Source organism: Mycobacteroides saopaulense, assembly GCF_001456355.1.
GTDB classification, from domain to species: Bacteria; Actinomycetota; Actinomycetes; order Mycobacteriales; family Mycobacteriaceae; genus Mycobacterium; species Mycobacterium saopaulense.
Genome location: NZ_CP010271.1, coordinates 2,345,032 through 2,361,607, shown reverse-complemented (window position 1 = coordinate 2,361,607; position 16,576 = coordinate 2,345,032). Strand labels below are relative to the sequence as shown.

Annotated in this window: 14 protein-coding genes, 1 tRNA gene and 2 pseudogenes; 11 read left to right on the top strand and 6 right to left on the bottom strand. The window is 63.4% G+C overall.

The window, feature by feature from the left end:
* Positions 1-25 precede the first annotated feature (25 nt).
* Positions 26-102: transfer RNA gene (locus MYCSP_RS11780), tRNA-Leu, on the bottom strand.
* A 124-nt stretch (positions 103-226) separates the two neighbouring features.
* Between MYCSP_RS11780 and MYCSP_RS11775 the strand changes: the two genes are divergently transcribed.
* The 6 genes from MYCSP_RS11775 (at position 227) to MYCSP_RS11750 (ending at position 6,051) form a co-directional block, all read left to right on the top strand.
* Positions 227-844 carry an ANTAR domain-containing response regulator gene (locus tag MYCSP_RS11775; RefSeq protein WP_083013373.1) on the top strand — a complete coding sequence of 206 codons (618 nt, stop codon included), beginning with the start codon at positions 227-229 and terminating at the stop codon, positions 842-844.
* A gap of 97 nt (positions 845-941) precedes the next feature.
* Positions 942-2,126: a branched-chain amino acid ABC transporter substrate-binding protein gene (locus MYCSP_RS11770; RefSeq protein WP_088413842.1), complete on the top strand. Its 1,185-nt coding sequence runs from the start codon at positions 942-944 to the stop codon at positions 2,124-2,126.
* Between the two features lie 30 nt (positions 2,127-2,156).
* Positions 2,157-3,227 (top strand): branched-chain amino acid ABC transporter permease, encoded by a 1,071-nt coding sequence (locus MYCSP_RS11765; protein ID WP_088413841.1) that lies wholly within the window; start codon positions 2,157-2,159, stop codon positions 3,225-3,227.
* Complete coding sequence (locus MYCSP_RS11760) at positions 3,224-4,393, top strand: branched-chain amino acid ABC transporter permease (protein WP_070910197.1); 1,170 nt, start codon at positions 3,224-3,226, stop codon at positions 4,391-4,393. Before MYCSP_RS11765 ends, MYCSP_RS11760 begins: the two co-directional genes overlap by 4 nt.
* Positions 4,390-5,325, top strand: coding sequence for an ABC transporter ATP-binding protein (locus MYCSP_RS11755; protein ID WP_088413840.1), 936 nt, complete (start codon positions 4,390-4,392; stop codon positions 5,323-5,325). Before MYCSP_RS11760 ends, MYCSP_RS11755 begins: the two co-directional genes overlap by 4 nt.
* On the top strand, positions 5,326-6,051 hold the full coding sequence (locus tag MYCSP_RS11750; RefSeq protein WP_070910196.1) for an ABC transporter ATP-binding protein: 726 nt from the start codon (positions 5,326-5,328) through the stop codon (positions 6,049-6,051). It begins immediately after the preceding gene.
* Here MYCSP_RS11750 and MYCSP_RS11745 read toward each other — a convergent pair.
* The 4 genes from MYCSP_RS11745 to MYCSP_RS11730 all read right to left on the bottom strand — a co-directional run bounded on the left by MYCSP_RS11745 (position 6,033) and on the right by MYCSP_RS11730 (position 9,183).
* Positions 6,033-6,752: a YwaF family protein gene (locus MYCSP_RS11745; protein WP_088413839.1), complete on the bottom strand. Its 720-nt coding sequence runs from the start codon at positions 6,750-6,752 to the stop codon at positions 6,033-6,035. The two genes, MYCSP_RS11750 and MYCSP_RS11745, sit on opposite strands and share 19 nt — an antisense overlap.
* 9 nt (positions 6,753-6,761) lie before the next feature.
* Positions 6,762-7,967 carry a lipid-transfer protein gene (locus MYCSP_RS11740; RefSeq protein WP_070910699.1) on the bottom strand — a complete coding sequence of 402 codons (1,206 nt, stop codon included), beginning with the start codon at positions 7,965-7,967 and terminating at the stop codon, positions 6,762-6,764.
* A complete protein-coding gene (locus tag MYCSP_RS11735) occupies positions 7,964-8,404 on the bottom strand; it encodes a Zn-ribbon domain-containing OB-fold protein (protein ID WP_070910194.1) in 441 nt (146 codons plus the stop codon). The genes MYCSP_RS11740 and MYCSP_RS11735 overlap by 4 nt, the downstream gene beginning before the upstream one ends.
* A 68-nt stretch (positions 8,405-8,472) precedes the next feature.
* Complete coding sequence (locus MYCSP_RS11730) at positions 8,473-9,183, bottom strand: SDR family NAD(P)-dependent oxidoreductase (RefSeq protein WP_157886179.1); 711 nt, start codon at positions 9,181-9,183, stop codon at positions 8,473-8,475.
* 116 nt (positions 9,184-9,299) lie between these two features.
* Between MYCSP_RS11730 and MYCSP_RS11725 the strand changes: the two genes are divergently transcribed.
* From MYCSP_RS11725 to polA, 3 genes are read left to right on the top strand one after another with little or no spacing between them, the layout of a single operon-like run.
* A complete protein-coding gene (locus MYCSP_RS11725; protein ID WP_088413837.1) occupies positions 9,300-9,725 on the top strand; it encodes a winged helix-turn-helix transcriptional regulator in 426 nt (141 codons plus the stop codon).
* 10 nt (positions 9,726-9,735) lie between these two features.
* A complete protein-coding gene (locus MYCSP_RS11720) occupies positions 9,736-10,134 on the top strand; it encodes a VOC family protein (RefSeq protein WP_083013263.1) in 399 nt (132 codons plus the stop codon).
* Positions 10,135-10,166: 32 nt separating this feature from the next.
* On the top strand, positions 10,167-12,875 hold the full coding sequence (gene polA, locus MYCSP_RS11715; protein WP_088413836.1) for a DNA polymerase I: 2,709 nt from the start codon (positions 10,167-10,169) through the stop codon (positions 12,873-12,875).
* A gap of 9 nt (positions 12,876-12,884) precedes the next feature.
* Here polA and MYCSP_RS11710 read toward each other — a convergent pair whose 3' ends face one another.
* On the bottom strand, positions 12,885-14,087 hold the full coding sequence (locus tag MYCSP_RS11710) for an FAD-dependent oxidoreductase (RefSeq protein WP_088413835.1): 1,203 nt from the start codon (positions 14,085-14,087) through the stop codon (positions 12,885-12,887).
* A gap of 430 nt (positions 14,088-14,517) precedes the next feature.
* On the opposite strand from MYCSP_RS11710, the pseudogene MYCSP_RS11705 reads away from it, so the two are divergent.
* Positions 14,518-14,637 (top strand): annotated as a pseudogene (locus tag MYCSP_RS11705) (MspA family porin); the annotation flags it as partial.
* Between the two features lie 600 nt (positions 14,638-15,237).
* Positions 15,238-15,828: pseudogene (locus MYCSP_RS23725) on the top strand (hypothetical protein); the annotation flags it as partial.
* Positions 15,829-16,576 lie beyond the last annotated feature (748 nt).

Sequence of the window (16,576 nt, the reverse complement as noted above, 5' to 3'; positions counted from 1 at the left end):
CCTCATGGACCGAACATGAACGTTGTGGTGCCCTCGGTGAGATTCGAACTCACACTGCACGGGTTTTGAATCCGTTTCCTCTGCCAGTTGGGATACGAGGGCCTGGCGTTATCGGCGCTTTGACGGCCGGTGGCCGGTCGCGCGATCTCCCACCTTAAGGGATGGCGCTCGTCACTTTCACCAGGGTATCGCCGTTCACACGACCACATGCGTCACAATGGTCGCCATGACCGGCCCTCAGAACACCGAACCGGCGGCACCCGCTCGCCGCGTGCTCGTCGCCGAAGACGAAGCCCTCATCCGCCTCGACCTGGTCGAGATGCTCCACGAAGAGGGCTATGACGTGGTGGGACAGGCGGGAGATGGGCAGGAAGCCGTCGACCTCGCCGAGGAGCTCAAGCCCGATCTGGTGATCATGGACGTGAAGATGCCGCGCCGCGATGGCATTGACGCCGCGTCGGAGATCGCCACCAAGCGCATCGCCCCGATCGTGATCCTCACCGCATTCAGTCAGCGCGACCTGGTCGAGAAGGCCCGCGACGCCGGCGCCATGGCATACCTGGTCAAGCCGTTCTCCAAGACCGACCTGGTGCCCGCCATCGAGGTGGCGGTCAGCCGTTTCGGGGAGCTCACCGCGCTGGAGAAGGAAGTTCAGACGCTGGCCGACAGGCTGGAGACCCGCAAGCTGGTCGAGCGTGCCAAGGGCGTCCTACAGTCCACCCAGGGCCTCACCGAACCCGAGGCCTTCAAATGGATCCAGCGTGCCGCCATGGACCGCCGCACCACCATGAAGCGCGTTGCCGAAGTGGTGCTGGAAACGCTGGACACCGACGCGCCGCGCTGAAACTCGGGTAAGCACTGCGCGTTGCCTCCCGGTTGGCTATGTTTTCTGATCAGCGTTTTTGTTTCGACCTGTCGGCCCCAGCCATTCGGAGGTAATCGTGCGTGCACGCGCGAGTGTGTTGATGCTGGGCGCGGTAACCCTCGCCCTAGCCGGTTGTCACGCCGGCTCTCAGTCGGATGACTCCAATCAGACCAATCTGAAGATCTCGCCGCTGGTTCAGATCGCCCAGGACGGGAGTGAGGTGCCGGCATCCAACGCGACGTCGCCGGCCGACCCGGCTGGTGAAGGAAAAGCACAGTGCGCCAACGTTTCTCTGGCCATGGCCGGCGCGCTGAACGGACCCGACGCGGCGCTGGGGATCAACATCCTCGACGGCGCGAAGCTGGCGATCGACAAGCACAACGCCGCCAATCCCGGCTGTCAGGTCAAACTCCGCGAATTCGACACCGAGGGCCTGCCGCAGAACGCGAGCAACATCGCCCCGCAAATCATCGGCGACCCGACCATCGTCGGGCTCATCGGGCCCGGGTTCTCCGGGGAGACGAAGTCGACGGGCCAGATCTTCAGCGAGGCGGGTCTGGTGTCCACCACCGCCTCCGCCACCAACGTGACGCTCACCCAGCAGGGGTGGAAGACGTTCTTCCGCGGCCTTGCCAACGACGGGGTACAGGGTCCGGCCGTGGCCAACTACCTCAAGAAGACACTCGGGCAGAAGAAGATCTGCGTGGTCGACGACAGCACCGACTACGGATCCGGATTGGCCAACGCGGTGCGCGGGACGCTCGGAAATGACTGCAACGCCTCGGTGAAGAAGGGGGACAAAGACTTCTCCGCGGCTGTCACGCAGCTCAAGAACGCGACACCGGATGCGGTGTTCTTCGGCGGCTACTACGCGGAAGCTGCGCCGTTGGTGCAACAGCTGCGCAACGCCGGGGTCACCGCGACCTTCGTGTCGGCCGACGGCACCAAGGACATGGAGTTCGTCAAGCAGGCGGGAGATTCCTCTAAGGACGCGCTGCTGTCCTGCCCGTGCGGGCCCGCCTCGGATTCCTTCGCCAAGGAGTACACCGCGAAGTTCAACCAGGAGCCGGGGACCTACAGCACGGAAGGATACGACCTGGCCACGATCCTGCTCAAAGGAATCGACGCGGGAAAGACGACTCGGGCCGGATTGCTCGACTGGGTCAGGACCTACCAGGGGCAAGGTGTGGCGCGTGAATACAAGTGGAACGAGAACGGTGAGCTAACCTCGACACTCATCTGGGTGTATAAGGTCACGTAGGACATTCGAGGGGACTAGGCTCAGCCGCAAATGATTTCGGGGTGGATGGCGCAGACGGGTGTGCAGGCCAGCACAATTTCGTTCGATCTGCACGGACTGTGGAGCAGCATCGGACAGCTGACGATCGACGGTTTGGCGTGGGGAGCCATCTACGCGTTGGTCGCGGTGGGTTACACACTGGTCTTCGGGGTGTTGCGGCTCATCAACTTCGCGCACTCCGAGGTCTTCATGCTGGGCATGTTCGGCGCGTACTTCGCGCTGGATGTGATACTCGGCTTCTCACCGGGAGGCAACGCCTACAACAAGGGTGTCTCGCTGACCGTGCTGTATCTCGGTGTCGCAATGCTGATCGCGATGGCGGTCTCGGCCACCACGGCGTTGGGATTGGAAGCGGTCGCCTACCGTCCACTGCGCCGCCGGGGCGCACGCCCGCTGACCTTCTTGATCACGGCCATCGGGATGTCCTTCGTCATCCAGGAGTTCGTGCATTTCGTACTTCCGAAGATCCTCAAGGGCTACGGCGGCAGTAACGCGCAACAGCCGATCAGGCTGGTGACACCCAGACCGGTGTGGACATTCGGTCCCTTCGACGTCGGCGGTCATCACATCCCGTTCCAGGCCACGATCACCAATGTCACCGTCGTCGTGGTGGCCGCGGCACTGGTGCTGGCCCTCCTCACGGATATCGCGATCAACCACACCAAGTTCGGCCGCGGCATTCGGGCGGTCGCACAGGATTCGACGACGGCCACCCTCATGGGTGTCTCCCGCGAGCGGATCATCATGACCACGTTCGTCATCGGTGGCCTGCTGGCCGGAGCCGCGGCGCTGCTGTACACACTGAAGGTCCCGCAGGGCATCATCTACTCCGGCGGATTCCTCTTGGGTATCAAGGCATTCTCTGCCGCGGTGCTCGGTGGCATCGGCAATCTTCGCGGTGCGCTGCTCGGCGGCCTGCTGCTGGGCGTCATGGAGAACTACGGGCAAGCCGTGTTCGGAACCCAGTGGCGCGATGTGGTGGCATTCGTCCTGTTGGTGCTGGTACTCATGTTCCGCCCCACCGGCATTCTCGGTGAGAGTCTAGGGCGGGCCAAGGCATGAGCGCGCCGCGCGCCCTGGCACCGGGCGACTCGATACGCCGGTGGTGGTCTGAATTGGCCCGCCCCGTGCAATGGGCGTACGGCCTCATCGGGTTCGCGCTCCTAGCGCTGCTTCCGGTGTGGAAGATCCCGTACCTGGACACTCCCAACACCAGCTTCGGCGGAGTGATGGCCCAGTTCGCGATGGTCGCCCTCATCGCGATAGGTCTCAATGTGGTTGTGGGGCAAGCAGGATTGCTCGATCTGGGATACGTCGGGTTCTACGCCATCGGCGCATACACGGTAGCCCTGCTCACCAGTCCGGACAGTCCGTGGAATCGGATGGGAACCTCGGCGTTCTTCAGCTCGGACTGGGCGTGGTTGTCCTGTCTGCCCATCGCCGTGGCCATCACCGCCTGCTTCGGCCTGCTGCTGGGCACGCCCACACTGCGGCTACGGGGCGATTACTTGGCCATTGTGACGCTGGGATTCGGCGAGATCATCCGGTTACTCGCCGACAACCTCGAGGTCACCAACGGGCCGCGCGGTCTGCACAAGGTCGCCTATCCGCACGTGGGGGAGCAGTACGTCCGCGGCGGGGTCTTTTCCAGCGCGAATTCGGGCGGGCACCTGAACTATGGCGTGTGGTGGTACTGGTTGGGGCTCTGCCTGATTGCGGTGGTGCTGGTGTTGATGGGCAATCTGGAGCGCAGCCGGGTGGGGCGCTCGTGGGTGGCCATCCGGGAAGACGAGGACGCCGCCGAGATGATGGGAGTGCCCACATTTCGGTTCAAGTTGTGGGCCTTTGTGATTGGCGCGAGTATCGGTGGACTTTCCGGCGCCCTGTACGCGGGCCAGGTCCAATACGTGGCGTCGCCCACCTTCAACATCATCAACTCGATGCTGTTCCTGTGTGCCGTCGTACTGGGCGGGCAGGGCAACAAACTGGGCGTGGTCTTCGGCGCCTTCATCATCGTGTACTTGCCGAATCGTCTGCTGGGTGTACAGGTGCAGGGCGTCGATCTGGGCAATCTGAAGTATCTGTTCTTCGGATTGGCACTGGTTGTGCTGATGATCTTCCGCCCACAGGGCTTGTTTCCCGCTCATCAGAAGCTGATGGCTTACTGGCGCAAAACATCTGAGCGATTGGGCACCAGGAAGCAGGATGAAGCCGAGGCACCGGCATGACCGAACCCGAGAACTCCACACCCGAAGACGACCAGGTCTGCGCCGAGCTGGTCGAGTCCGAGGCCGTGGCTGAGCCCTCCGAGGACGTCGAGGCCGATTCCGTCGAGCCCGAGGTGCTGCTCGAGGTCAAGGAACTAACCCTCAAATTCGGCGGTCTGCAGGCGCTCGACGGGGTGAGCTTCGACATCCGCCGTGGCGAGATCCTGGGCCTGGTCGGCCCGAACGGCGCGGGCAAGACCACCTGCTTCAACGCCATCACCGGCGTCTACAAACCGACCTCCGGCAGCATCGTGTTCAACGGTAAGCCACTACGCAGGTTGCGGCGCCATCAGATCACCCGTCGAGGGATCGCCCGCACGTTCCAGAACATTCGGCTGTTCGGGGAGATGACGGCACTGGAGAATGTCGCGGTGGGAACCGATGCGCGCCATAAGACCTCGGTCTTGGGCGCGCTGCTGCGCACACCGAGGCACCGCCGCGAGGAACACTATGCCGTCGACGTGGGAATGGGGCTGCTCGACTTCGTCGGCATCGCCGACGTGGCGGACGTCAAGGCCAAGAATCTGCCGTACGGCAGTCAGCGCAGACTTGAGATCGCCCGGGCCCTTGCCACCGAGCCCAAGCTGCTGTGCTTGGACGAGCCGGCGGCCGGCTTCACACCCAGCGAGAAGGAATCGCTGATCGAGCTCATCCAACGCATCCGCGATTACGGATACACGGTGCTGCTCATCGAGCACGATATGAAGCTGGTCATGGGCGTGACCGATCGGATCGTCGTCCTCGAATTCGGCAGGAAGATCGCGGACGGCCTGCCCATCGAGGTCAGAAACGACCCAGCCGTGATCGAGGCGTACCTGGGCGTCGCCGATGAAGACCTCCATGGACCCGGTTGGCTGGACTCGCCCGCAACCGACACCGAAAGCGAGAGGTAGATGCCTCCCGTACAGCTGAAACTCAACAACGTAGGGGTCCATTACGGCCCGATCCAGGCGGTCAGCACGCTCTCGTTCGATGTGCGGGAAGGCGAGTTGGTCACCCTGCTCGGTTCCAATGGCGCCGGCAAGTCGACCACCATGCGCGCCATCTCTGGTTTGGTTCCGCTGAGTTCCGGGACGATCTTTTTCGAGGGCCAGGACATCTCGAAGATGAAGGCGCACAAGCGCGTCAAGGCCGGGATCGTGCAAGCGCCGGAGGGGCGCGGGATATTTCCCGGCATGACGGTCGCCGAGAACCTTGAAATGGGTTGCTACGGTCGTAAATTCAAGTCACGGTCGGAGCGCAGGGAACGTCTCGACTGGATCAATGCGCTGTTTCCGCGACTCGCCGAGCGTCGGCATCAACACGGCGGCACCCTCTCCGGTGGCGAACAGCAGATGCTGTCCATCGGACGCGCGCTGATGGCCAGGCCGAAGATCCTCTTGCTCGACGAACCCTCGATGGGTCTGGCGCCACTGTTGATCACCAAGATCTTCAACATCATCGAGGAGATCAACGCTTCCGGGACAACGGTGGTCCTGGTTGAGCAGAATGCACAGCAGGCATTGACTCGCTCGGATCATGCCTACATCCTCGAGACCGGCTCGGTGGTTCGTTCCGGGCCCGGACGAGAACTGTTGCAGGATGAAAGTATTCGCTCTGCCTATCTCGGCGTGGTCTGAGTCCCGCCGGTACTGCTCTGGCCCCGCGCCCAGGGCCAGGTCATCAGCGCCCAGACCACCAGCACCAGTAGGGTAGTCGTCACCACATACCACGGCCACGGGCCCATCAGGTCGAAAAGGCTTGCCGTCGTGGGTTTCCGGTTGAGAAATCCGTAGTTGGATCCGACGACGGCGTTGAACCCCATGGTGACGGCCGCCCAGGCGATGCTGACCACGGCCACCATCCGATAATCGGGCCACGTCGGCCGCATGCCTCGCCCCCAGGTGAGGTAGATGGCCGCCCACACGACCAGCAGATGTATCGACCAGAACGCGAGGAATTCGATACCGGGAAAATCGGGCCCCGTCAGGACCGGCGAGATCAGCGCCTGACTACTGAGCACCAGGCCCCAGTAGTACGTCAACACATACGCCCATTGTCGCTGTGACCACAGGGCATAGGCGCCGACCATCGTCACGAGGTCGGTGAGACGCAGCGGCACAGACACATCCAGGCGCGGGGGGATCAGCCCCACCACCAGTATCACGGCATAGATCGCCGCCAACACCGCGCCCAGAACCCGGCCAAGCACGTGCGCCTGGAATCCAGTTTGTCTGCGCCCCAACCACACCAGAGCCGCCGCACCGAGCACGAACACGGTGATCACGGCGATATGCGATGGGCCGTACTGATGGAACTCCCGTAGCGCGATCGCTCCCATCGCCCGAGGCTATCGGGCGACGATCACCGACGAACCGTTGCCGAACAAGCCCTGGTTGGCGGTGATACCGACCCGCGCGCCCTCGACCTGGCGGTCTCCGGCCTGCCCGCGCAGCTGCCAGGTCAGCTCACACACCTGCGCGATGGCCTGCGCGGGGATGGCCTCGCCGAAGCAGGCCAAGCCGCCGGAGGCGTTCACCGGAACCCGGCCCCCGACTGTGGTGGCACCACTGCGCAGCAGCTTTTCACCATCGCCCTTGGGACACAGACCCAGGTGTTCGTACCAGTCGAGCTCCAGGGCCGTCGAAAGGTCGTACACTTCGGCAAGGCTTATGTCCTCGGGTCCGATACCCGCCTCGGCATAGGCCGCGTCGACGATCTGATCCTTGAACACGCGCTCCGGCGCCGGTACTACAGCGGTGGAATCGGTTGCGATATCGGGTAGTTCGGGGAGGTGCTGCGGATACTTGGGGGTGATGGTCGCCACCGCACGCACCGACGGCACGCCCTCGACCGAACCAAGATGTTTCTTGGCGAAGTCGGCGCTCGCCACGATGACCGCCGCCGCGCCGTCGCTGGTCGCGCAGATGTCCAGCAGCCGCAGCGGATCCGATACCACCGGGCTGGCCAGCACGTCCTCGACCGAAGACTCCTTGCGGAAGCGGGCATTCGGGTTGTTGAGGCCGTGTCGCGAGTTCTTGACCTTCACCTGTGCGAAGTCCTCGGCGGTCGCGCCGTAGAGGTCCATCCGGCGCCGTGCGAGCATTGCGAAGTACACGGGGTTGGTGGCGCCGATGAGGTGGAAGCGCTGCCAGTCCGGGTCCGCCTTGCGCTCGCCTCCGACGGGGGCGAAGAACCCCTTGGGGGTCGTGTCGGCCCCGATGACCAATGCCACATCGCAGAATCCGGCAAGAATCTGGGCGCGCGCACTCTGCAGGGCCTGGGAGCCGCTGGCGCACGCCGCGTAGGTGGAACTGATCGGCACGCCGTTCCAGCCGAGTTTCTGGGCGAAAGTCGAGCCGGCGATAAAGCCGGGATAACCATTGCGAATGGTGTCCGCGCCGGCAACGAATTGAATTTGGCGCCAGTCCAATCCGGCGTCTTGCAACGCGGTGCGGGCGGCCGCCACACCGTACTCGGTGAAGTCCCGTCCCCACTTGCCCCACGGGTGCATACCCGCGCCGAGGATGTAGACCGGATCCGGTGTGCGGCTCATGCGGAAACCTTCTTCCATGCGTAGACCAGGCGCTGCACGCCCTCGTCATCGGTGTACAGCGGCTCCAACGCGAGCTCCATGGTCTGGCCGACTTTGAGGTCGGCGGCGCCGGTACCCGTCACCACCTTGCCGAGCACGATGATGCCCTCGGCCGCGAGCTCGACCGCTGCGATCGCGTACGGCTCGTAGGGATCGGATGCCGGATACGGGGGCGGCGGTGCGTACTGGTTCTCCGTGTAGCTCCAGACCGTGCCCCGCGAGGAAAGCGGCACCTGGTCCAGGACATCGCTGTCGCAGGCCGGGTTGGGGCAGTTGTTGGCACGTGGCGGAAACACGATGGTGGCGCACTGCGTGCACTTGCCGCCGATCAGGTGCGGCTGGCCGGATGCGTCGGTGTCGAACCAGCCGTCGACGGCGGGGGCTTGGTCTGTAGGCACCAGGTCAGATTACCCATGCTGATGCACGAATTGAAACGTGTGTCAGTTTTGTGCCCCGCCTGGTGGGATCATGGCCGAAACGGCGAGTCCTCCGGTACGAACTTCTCGAACGTATCGACGACCGTCGACATGTCCCACAAGTCGTCGGCCAGCGCTGCGGCTTCGACCGTCGGGAACGGGCTGTCACCCGAGGACGTCAGAGCCGCCATCTCACTGCCCAGGATGAGCGCCCCGATGGTCAACAGGCCAACGTAGATACCGCGCGGTGCCAGTTCAGAATGCAGGCCCTGCAGGTAGTTTCGCGCCGCGGCTGCCGCAGGTCCGGGTCCGCTCATCTCGGGCATCGCCCTGGTGCCGGTGCCGCCGATGGCGGCCAGGATCGTGCCGTGTCCACGCTCGAGCATTCCCGGAAGTACGGTGACGACGATCTGGATCAGTGGACGCACCAACAGCGCCCAGTAGCGGTCGGCCTCCGCCGCGGTTAGTACGCGGGCAGCGGTGAACGTCACCGGAGACGAGGGGCCGTAGTAAACGGCGTCGATCGGTGGCAGTGAGGTCGCGACAGTCTCCAGAAGCCGGCTGACACTGTCGTCGTCGGTGAGGTCCGCGGGAAACGCGGTGGCAGCGATGTCTTCTGTCGCGAGATCGGCGACCAAGGCTTCCAGCGGTTCGGCGCGGCGACCGACGACGGCGACATGAAAGCCTTCACGGCCGAATCGGCGGGCCACCGCCGCACCGGTGCCGCTACCGGCGCCCAACACGAGCATGGTTCTTTCCATTGTCAACCTCCAGGTCATATCATTTCTTCTGATATGTGCGTAACACCATCATGAAGAAGTTTTGAACCTCGTACAAAAGGCACATACGTGTGCGTAGGCGAACAAGGATGTGCGTAATGACCGAATCGCAGGCAGGGGTGGCAGATCCCGCGTTGCCCCGAATCTGTGCCGGCGTGGGGTTGGCCGAGGGCGAGTTCATCCGCGAGGTTTTGGACCGTGTCGGTGACAAATGGAGCGTGCTGCTCATCGCGACGCTGCACGATGGACCCCGCCGGTACACGGAGCTTCGCGATGCGGTGCCGAGCATCTCGCAGCGCATGTTGACGCGCACCCTGACGTTGTTGCGCCGCGACGGACTGATCACGCGCACCGCGTTCGCCGAAGTGCCACCGCGCGTGGAGTACGCGCTCACACCATTGGGCGTCGATCTGCATGGCATCTCCGCCGCGCTGGTGCGCTGGGCGCGGACACACCATGAGGAGATCCGCAGTCACAGAAACGCGTTCGACTCCGCCCTTGACAACGCACTGGTGGCGAAGTAGCGAGGGCTTCATGGGTATCGCGTTCAACCACACCATCGTTCATTCCCGTGACCGCGATGAGTCCGCACGCTTCTTTGTCGAGCTCTTCGGGTTACCGGCCGCACAAGAATTCGGCCCGTTCCTCAACGTCACGCTGCAGTACGGCGCAAACTTGGATTTCGCGACCGTAGACGCCGCGACAATCACCCCACAGCACTACGCCTTCTTGGTCGGAGAGGACGACTTCGACGCGATCTACGGCCGGATCACCGACCGAGGCATCGAACATTGGGCAGACCCGCGGGCCCAGCACCCCGGCGAGATCAATCATCACGACGGCGGCCGCGGCGTGTATTTCCAGGACCCGTCGGGGCACTACCTGGAAATCATCACCAGGCCGTACGGATCGGAGGAGGCGCCGGGGTCGTAGGTGCTGTCGCACCCGTTGCCTAGGGTAGGTGTGTGACTGCGCCTGCGACCAAGACCGGTACCAAACAGCCGACCCTGCTGCTGCTCGACGGCAACTCGCTGGCGTTCCGGGCGTTCTATGCGCTTCCCGCCGAGAACTTCAAGACCCAGTCCGGCCTGACCACCAATGCGGTGTACGGGTTCACCTCCATGTTGATCAACCTGCTGCGCGATGAGGCGCCCACGCACGTGGCCGCTGCCTTCGACGTATCGCGCAAGACATTCCGCTCCGAGCGGTATCCCGAGTACAAGGCCACCCGGTCGGCCACTCCCGACGAGTTCCGCGGACAGATCGACATCACCAAGGAAGTGCTCCAGGCCCTCGGCATCACCGTGCTCGCCGAGGAGGGGTTCGAGGCCGACGACATCATCGCCACCCTGGCCACGCAGGGACAGGCCGAGGGCTTCAAGGTCTTTGTGGTCACCGGTGACCGCGACTCACTACAGCTCGTCAACGAGGACGTGACGGTGCTCTATCCGCGCAAGGGCGTCAGCGACCTCACCCGATTCACCCCGGAAGCCGTGGTCGAGAAGTACGGACTCACACCCACTCAGTACCCGGATTTCGCGGCGCTGCGTGGCGACCCGAGCGACAACCTGCCCGGCATCCCCGGAGTCGGCGAGAAAACCGCGTCGAAGTGGATCCTCGAATACGGGTCACTGCAGGAGCTGGTCGACAAGGCCGACACCGTGCGCGGCAAGGTGGGTGACTCGCTTCGCGCCAACCTCGGCTCGGTGATCCTCAACCGCGAGCTCACCGATCTGGTGCGCACGGTGCCGCTTCCGTATGTACCGGCTCAGCTGGCCCTTGCCCCCTGGGATCGCGACCAGATTCACCGTCTCTTCGACGACCTGGAATTCCGGGTGTTGCGCGACCGGCTGTTCGAAACCCTCGAGGCCGTCGAACCCGAGGTCGACGAGGGATTCCAACTCGCCGGTCAGGCATTGGAACCCGGCACGGTTGCCGATTGGCTGAGCACGCATGCCGCAGACGGCCGCCGTAGCGGTCTCGCGGTGGTCGGGACCTACACGCCGTACGACGGCGATGCCACGGCCATCGCGATCGCGTCCGCCGATGGGGATGGCGCGTACATCGACACCACAACAGTCACCCCGGAGGACGAGACAGCCCTGGCCGACTGGCTCGCCGACCCGGCACGCCCCAAGGCCCTGCACGAGGCCAAGCAGGCCATGCATGCGCTGGCCGGACGGGGGTGGCAGCTCGACGGGGTCACCTCCGATACTGCGCTGGCCGCCTATCTGGTGCGCCCCGGGCAACGCAGTTTCGCGCTCGATGACCTCTCGTTGCGATATCTACGCCGCGAGCTCCGCGCAGAAGACGATGGGGAGCAACAGCTTTCGTTGCTGGACGAGGACGGAGCCGGCGATGCCAAGGCCGCACAAGCTCAGATGCTGCGCGCCCGCGCCATCATCGACCTGGCCGACGCGCTCGACATCGAACTGGAACGCATCGAATCGGCCACCCTGCTCGCCGAGATGGAGCTACCGGTGCAGCGCGTACTGGCGGGACTGGAATCCGTGGGCATCGCGATCGACAGCGATCATCTGACATCGCTGCAGAATCAGTTCGCCACCGGTATCCGGGAAGCCGCCGACGCCGCATACGCCGTGATCGGTAAGCAGATCAACCTGGGTTCGCCCAAACAGCTTCAGGTCGTGCTGTTCGACGAACTCGGCATGCCCAAGACCAAGAAGACCAAGACCGGCTACACGACCGACGCGGACGCCCTGCAGACGCTGTTCGACAAGACCGGTCATCCCTTCCTCGAGCATCTGCTCACCCACCGCGATGTCACCAGATTGAAAGTCACCGTCGACGGGCTACTGAAATCCGTTGCCGCTGATGGCCGCATCCACACCACCTTCAATCAGACCATTGCGGCCACGGGTCGGCTGTCGTCCACCGAGCCAAACCTGCAGAACATTCCGGTGCGTACCGAGGCCGGCCGGGAAATCCGCGACGGCTTCGTGGTGGGCCAGGGCTTCTCCGAGCTGATGACGGTCGACTACAGCCAGATCGAAATGCGCATCATGGCCCACCTGTCAGCCGACGAGGGACTCATCGAGGCGTTCAACACCGGCGAGGATCTGCACTCATTCGTGGCCGCCCGGGCCTTCGGCGTTCCGATCGACGAGGTCACCGCCGAGCTGCGTCGACGGGTCAAGGCGATGTCCTACGGTCTGGCCTACGGTCTGTCCGCATACGGTCTGGCCACCCAGCTCAAGATCTCCAACGACGAGGCCAAAGAGCAGATGGATCAGTACTTCTCGCGGTTCGGCGGTGTTCGCGAGTACCTGCACGCCGTGGTGGATCAGGCACGCAAGGACGGGTACACCTCGACGGTGCTCGGCCGGCGCCGCTACCTGCCCGACTTGGACAGCGGTGATCGTCTGCGCCGCGAGGCCGCCGAACGTGCGGCCCTCAACGCGCCCATCCAGGGGAGCGCCGCCGACATCATCAAGGTCGCGATGATCACCACCGACAAGGCCCTGCGCGACAAGGGCTTACGGTCTCGCATGCTCTTACAGGTACACGATGAGCTCCTCTTCGAAGTGGCCGAGGGCGAACGGGAAAGCCTGGAGGCATTGGTACGCGAGACCATGGGCTCGGCGTATCCGCTCGATGTGCCACTCGAGGTTTCCGTCGGGTATGGGCGCAGCTGGGACGCCGCGGCGCACTGAGCGGCGGCGCTAGTGCACGTCCGGTGTGTGCACACGCTCTGGACGCAGCCCCCTGCCGACGGCGATCGGAGGGAGGAACTTGAGCGGTCCTCGGCCGACGAAAAACGGCAATGTGATGGGGGACAGGTCGCCGGTGAGGACAGGTTTGATCAGGTTGTCTTGCACGAATACTTGGAACGCCTGTACCACTCTGGTCGGCAGTTCGCGTCGGCGCTGCACCGCGGCGAGGTCGGTGTCGGCGACGTGACCCGCGCGCAGCGGTTCCACGAGGGTGTTCGCGGCTGCCACCGCGTCGGCGACGGCCAAGTTGATACCGACTCCGCCCGCGGGTGACATGGCGTGTGCAGCATCGCCGATGCACAGCAGTCCGGGCCGCCACCAGGTTTTGAGACGATCGACGCGGACATCCAGGTGGCTGGTGTCATCCCAGGAGCGCAGATCGTTCACATGCTCGCGCAGCTGAGGACGCGCCGTGACCAGGCGCTTCTTGAACGCATCCAGGGAGCCGTTCTGCGGTCCGGCTCCCTTCGGCATGAGGTGGGCCACCTGCCAGTAGTCACCGCGATGAATCATCGCCAGCAGCAGTCCTCTGCGCAGCACCGCAAACGTCTCCTCGGGATCTCCGGGCCGGCGATTCAGCCGGAACCAGAGGACATCCATCGGCGAGCTTTCATGTGCCGTTTCAAGTCCTGAAGCGGCCCGCACTGCGGAAGTGCGTCCGTCCGCCGCTACCACCAGGTCTGCCCGCACTTCCAGTTCGGGTGTCCGTACCCCGGCCACCCGATCACCCTCCATGATCAAATCGGTTACCGCCGCGCGGCGGATGAGGGTGAATTCCGGGTATTTCTCGGCCTGTTCGGCAAGAAAGTCGAGGAAATCCCACTGCGGCATGAAGGCGATGTACGGCTGGTGGTATCCCAGCCATTTGAGCGCGCGAAAGTCACCGAATGTACGCATCTGGCCGTCGCCGTCGAAGGCGATGTGGTCGACCTTCTGGTGGGGTAGTCGAAGGAAATCGTCGATGAACCCGATGTCGTCCATGATCCGCATGGTGGTGGGATGCACTGTGTCCCCACGAAAGTCACGCAAGAAGTCGGCGTGCTTTTCCAGGACGACAACGTTGATCCCGGCCCTGGCCAGCAGCAGAGCGTGCACCAGACCCGCGGGCCCTCCACCGGCGACACATACTTGCGTCTGCAGAACGTGCGTCATGCCCGGACGCTACGCCCGGACCACTTGTGGTGGGCGGCATCGAGCGTTGGTCGGTAGCCCTCCCCAGGCTGCCCGCCGCCGCTTCTGCACTTCTGTGAACACACCCACCGCCAGTGCTTCGCGGGTTCTGTAGTAGTTAGCGGCGGCGCCAGTGGTGGATCAACCCCCGCTCACCATGTAGCGCAAGTTGCGCGATAGCGGCATTGAGAACCTGGGGGCGACGGACGCCGGCAGTGGCCCTGCTGGTGGCAGGCTCTTCGGTAATGGTCATAGCCGAACTAGCGTACGGCCTGAAAGATCACAAAGTTTGCCAGGATCGTCCTAATTGGTGTGCAGGTGCCCGCATTGCCTACTGCGGCTGTAGCGCCTGGACTGCTTGCTCGCACACCCATTGTCCTAGCAGGGTTTTCGATGCCGTATCTGGGGTTTGAACGTCGAAGCCGACGGCTGCGGCGGTCAGGTGAAGATTCAATCCTTCGCCACGTTCCGGATCCGCACCGAGAACGGCAACGACACCCAAACCATCTACGGCGAACCCAAGAGCCTGTAGACACATGCCCCGGGAACGCGTAGGGACAACGAAGCTCGATCGCGCCGCCGACGCGCAGGGGGCGATCGAATGCCGCACGCTGTCGATGATTGACAAGTTAGCTGACTAGCTCTAGTGTTCGATTTAACTGCTCATTTCGTCCGTAACGAGTTTTCTCCAGCGGCTCGGCGTGAAGAAATGGGCCCGGTCGACAGTGGGGAGTGCGAGGGGCATGGTGCGGATCATGACTAGCCGCCTTCTCTCAGCGCGTGCCGCATCCAGCACACATGATGGCGTGGAATTTCACCGGCATAATCGGGCTTGGATTGCACTGGTGCTGTCTGTGCTGGTTATTACTTCGGCGATCATGATCGACAACGCCTCTCGCGTGTATGCCGACCCGAGCGGTCCCGGGGCTCCGCCTCCGAAGCCGATTCCTTATGCGGTTCCCCAACCCGATGACATGCCCCGCGTGCAGAACATTGGCGGGGCGTCCCGCTTTGCCAACCCGTCGCCGCGGCCGCGGACACCTCCCGGCCGCCGAGCAACAACAACCGCTACTGCCGCACCTGACGCTGAATCAAGTTTGTCCTCACAAGAAAAGGCCCATCGATGACACCGATGAAGTCACCGAAAACCCGGATACCCGTCGGCGTGCGGCGCGCACTTGCGGTCACGGCTATTACTGCGGTCGCGGTAGCGGGCTGGCACCTACACACCTCGACCGACTCGGGCATCGGGGCCATCGGCCTAGTCCCTGGCGCAACCGCGGATCCGACGGGCCCCACGGGAGGTCCTGGTGGAGATGGCGGTATGAATGGCGGGCAATTCGTCCCGCCTTCAATGCCTGGGCAGCTCCCGGACTATCAGGGCGGTAACCAGCCGCCGCTGAATCAGGACGGCTCGGCATCGATTTACAACACTGGCACCCAGGGTGCGCCGCAACAAGCCCCCGGCCAGCAAGGTGGGCAACAGCCTCAGCAAGGCTGGGATCAGCCCGCGCACGGCAGTCAGCCCCCCAACTACTCCACCGCGCCGGGGTATACCCAAGGGCCCGGTCAATCCAACCCCGATTACCAACAGCCCCAACAAGGCAACCAAAGCCAGCCTCAACAGGGTACGCAGAATCAGCAGCCGAGCCAGGCGCCGTCGCAGACTCAGCAGCCCGACCAGAATGATCAGCAAGATCAGCAGCGCCAGCAGCAGTGCGAGCAGCAGGCAGAGGATTACGGGATCCTGCAGGAGTTCGTCAGCCTCATAAAATCCGGTGTGGGTGGGGCAGGCAGTGTGTTCAAGAAGCCCGATCGCGGCTGGCAGCCCGCCTTCGAATGCTCCTGCGCGCCCAACCAGAAAATGCCACAGTCAAAAGAAGGGATCTGCGACTGGCCGGTCATCGGAAGCCTAGCGTGCAAAACAGTCACCGGCACGGCTCAACCAGATCCCAAGCAGATGACACCAACACAGACGCCGACACCAACAGAAACGCCAAAGCAGCCAGAGCAGAAGGACTGTCCACCTCCTGGCCCCGTGACCATAACCGATAGCGGTGGCAATCCCTACACGCTGGTAGCAACCCAACGGAATAACGCCCAAGCGATTATCAATGCAGGTAGGCAATTCTTGCCTGCTGATAGCCGACAGGGTCGCGGAATAACCATAGGCTTGGTTACGGCCTTGGCTGAGAGCAACTTGGTTAATGTGGGTAGTAGCAAGTTTCCAGAAAGTCTCGCTTCCGCCGATAAAGACCCGACCGCGCCACACTGGGATGAGCAAGTAGGGGCCAACGTCGGATCTGATCACAATTCCATTGGAATTGTTCAGCAACAGGTCGGAATATGGGGCGACGACGTGAGCAATATGATGAGCGTGCAGGAGACTATGAAACGATTCTTCCTCGGCTACCAGCACCCCGAAGGAGGGAGTAATCCGGGGATGGTCGAGGCAAATAGAATCGGCTCCA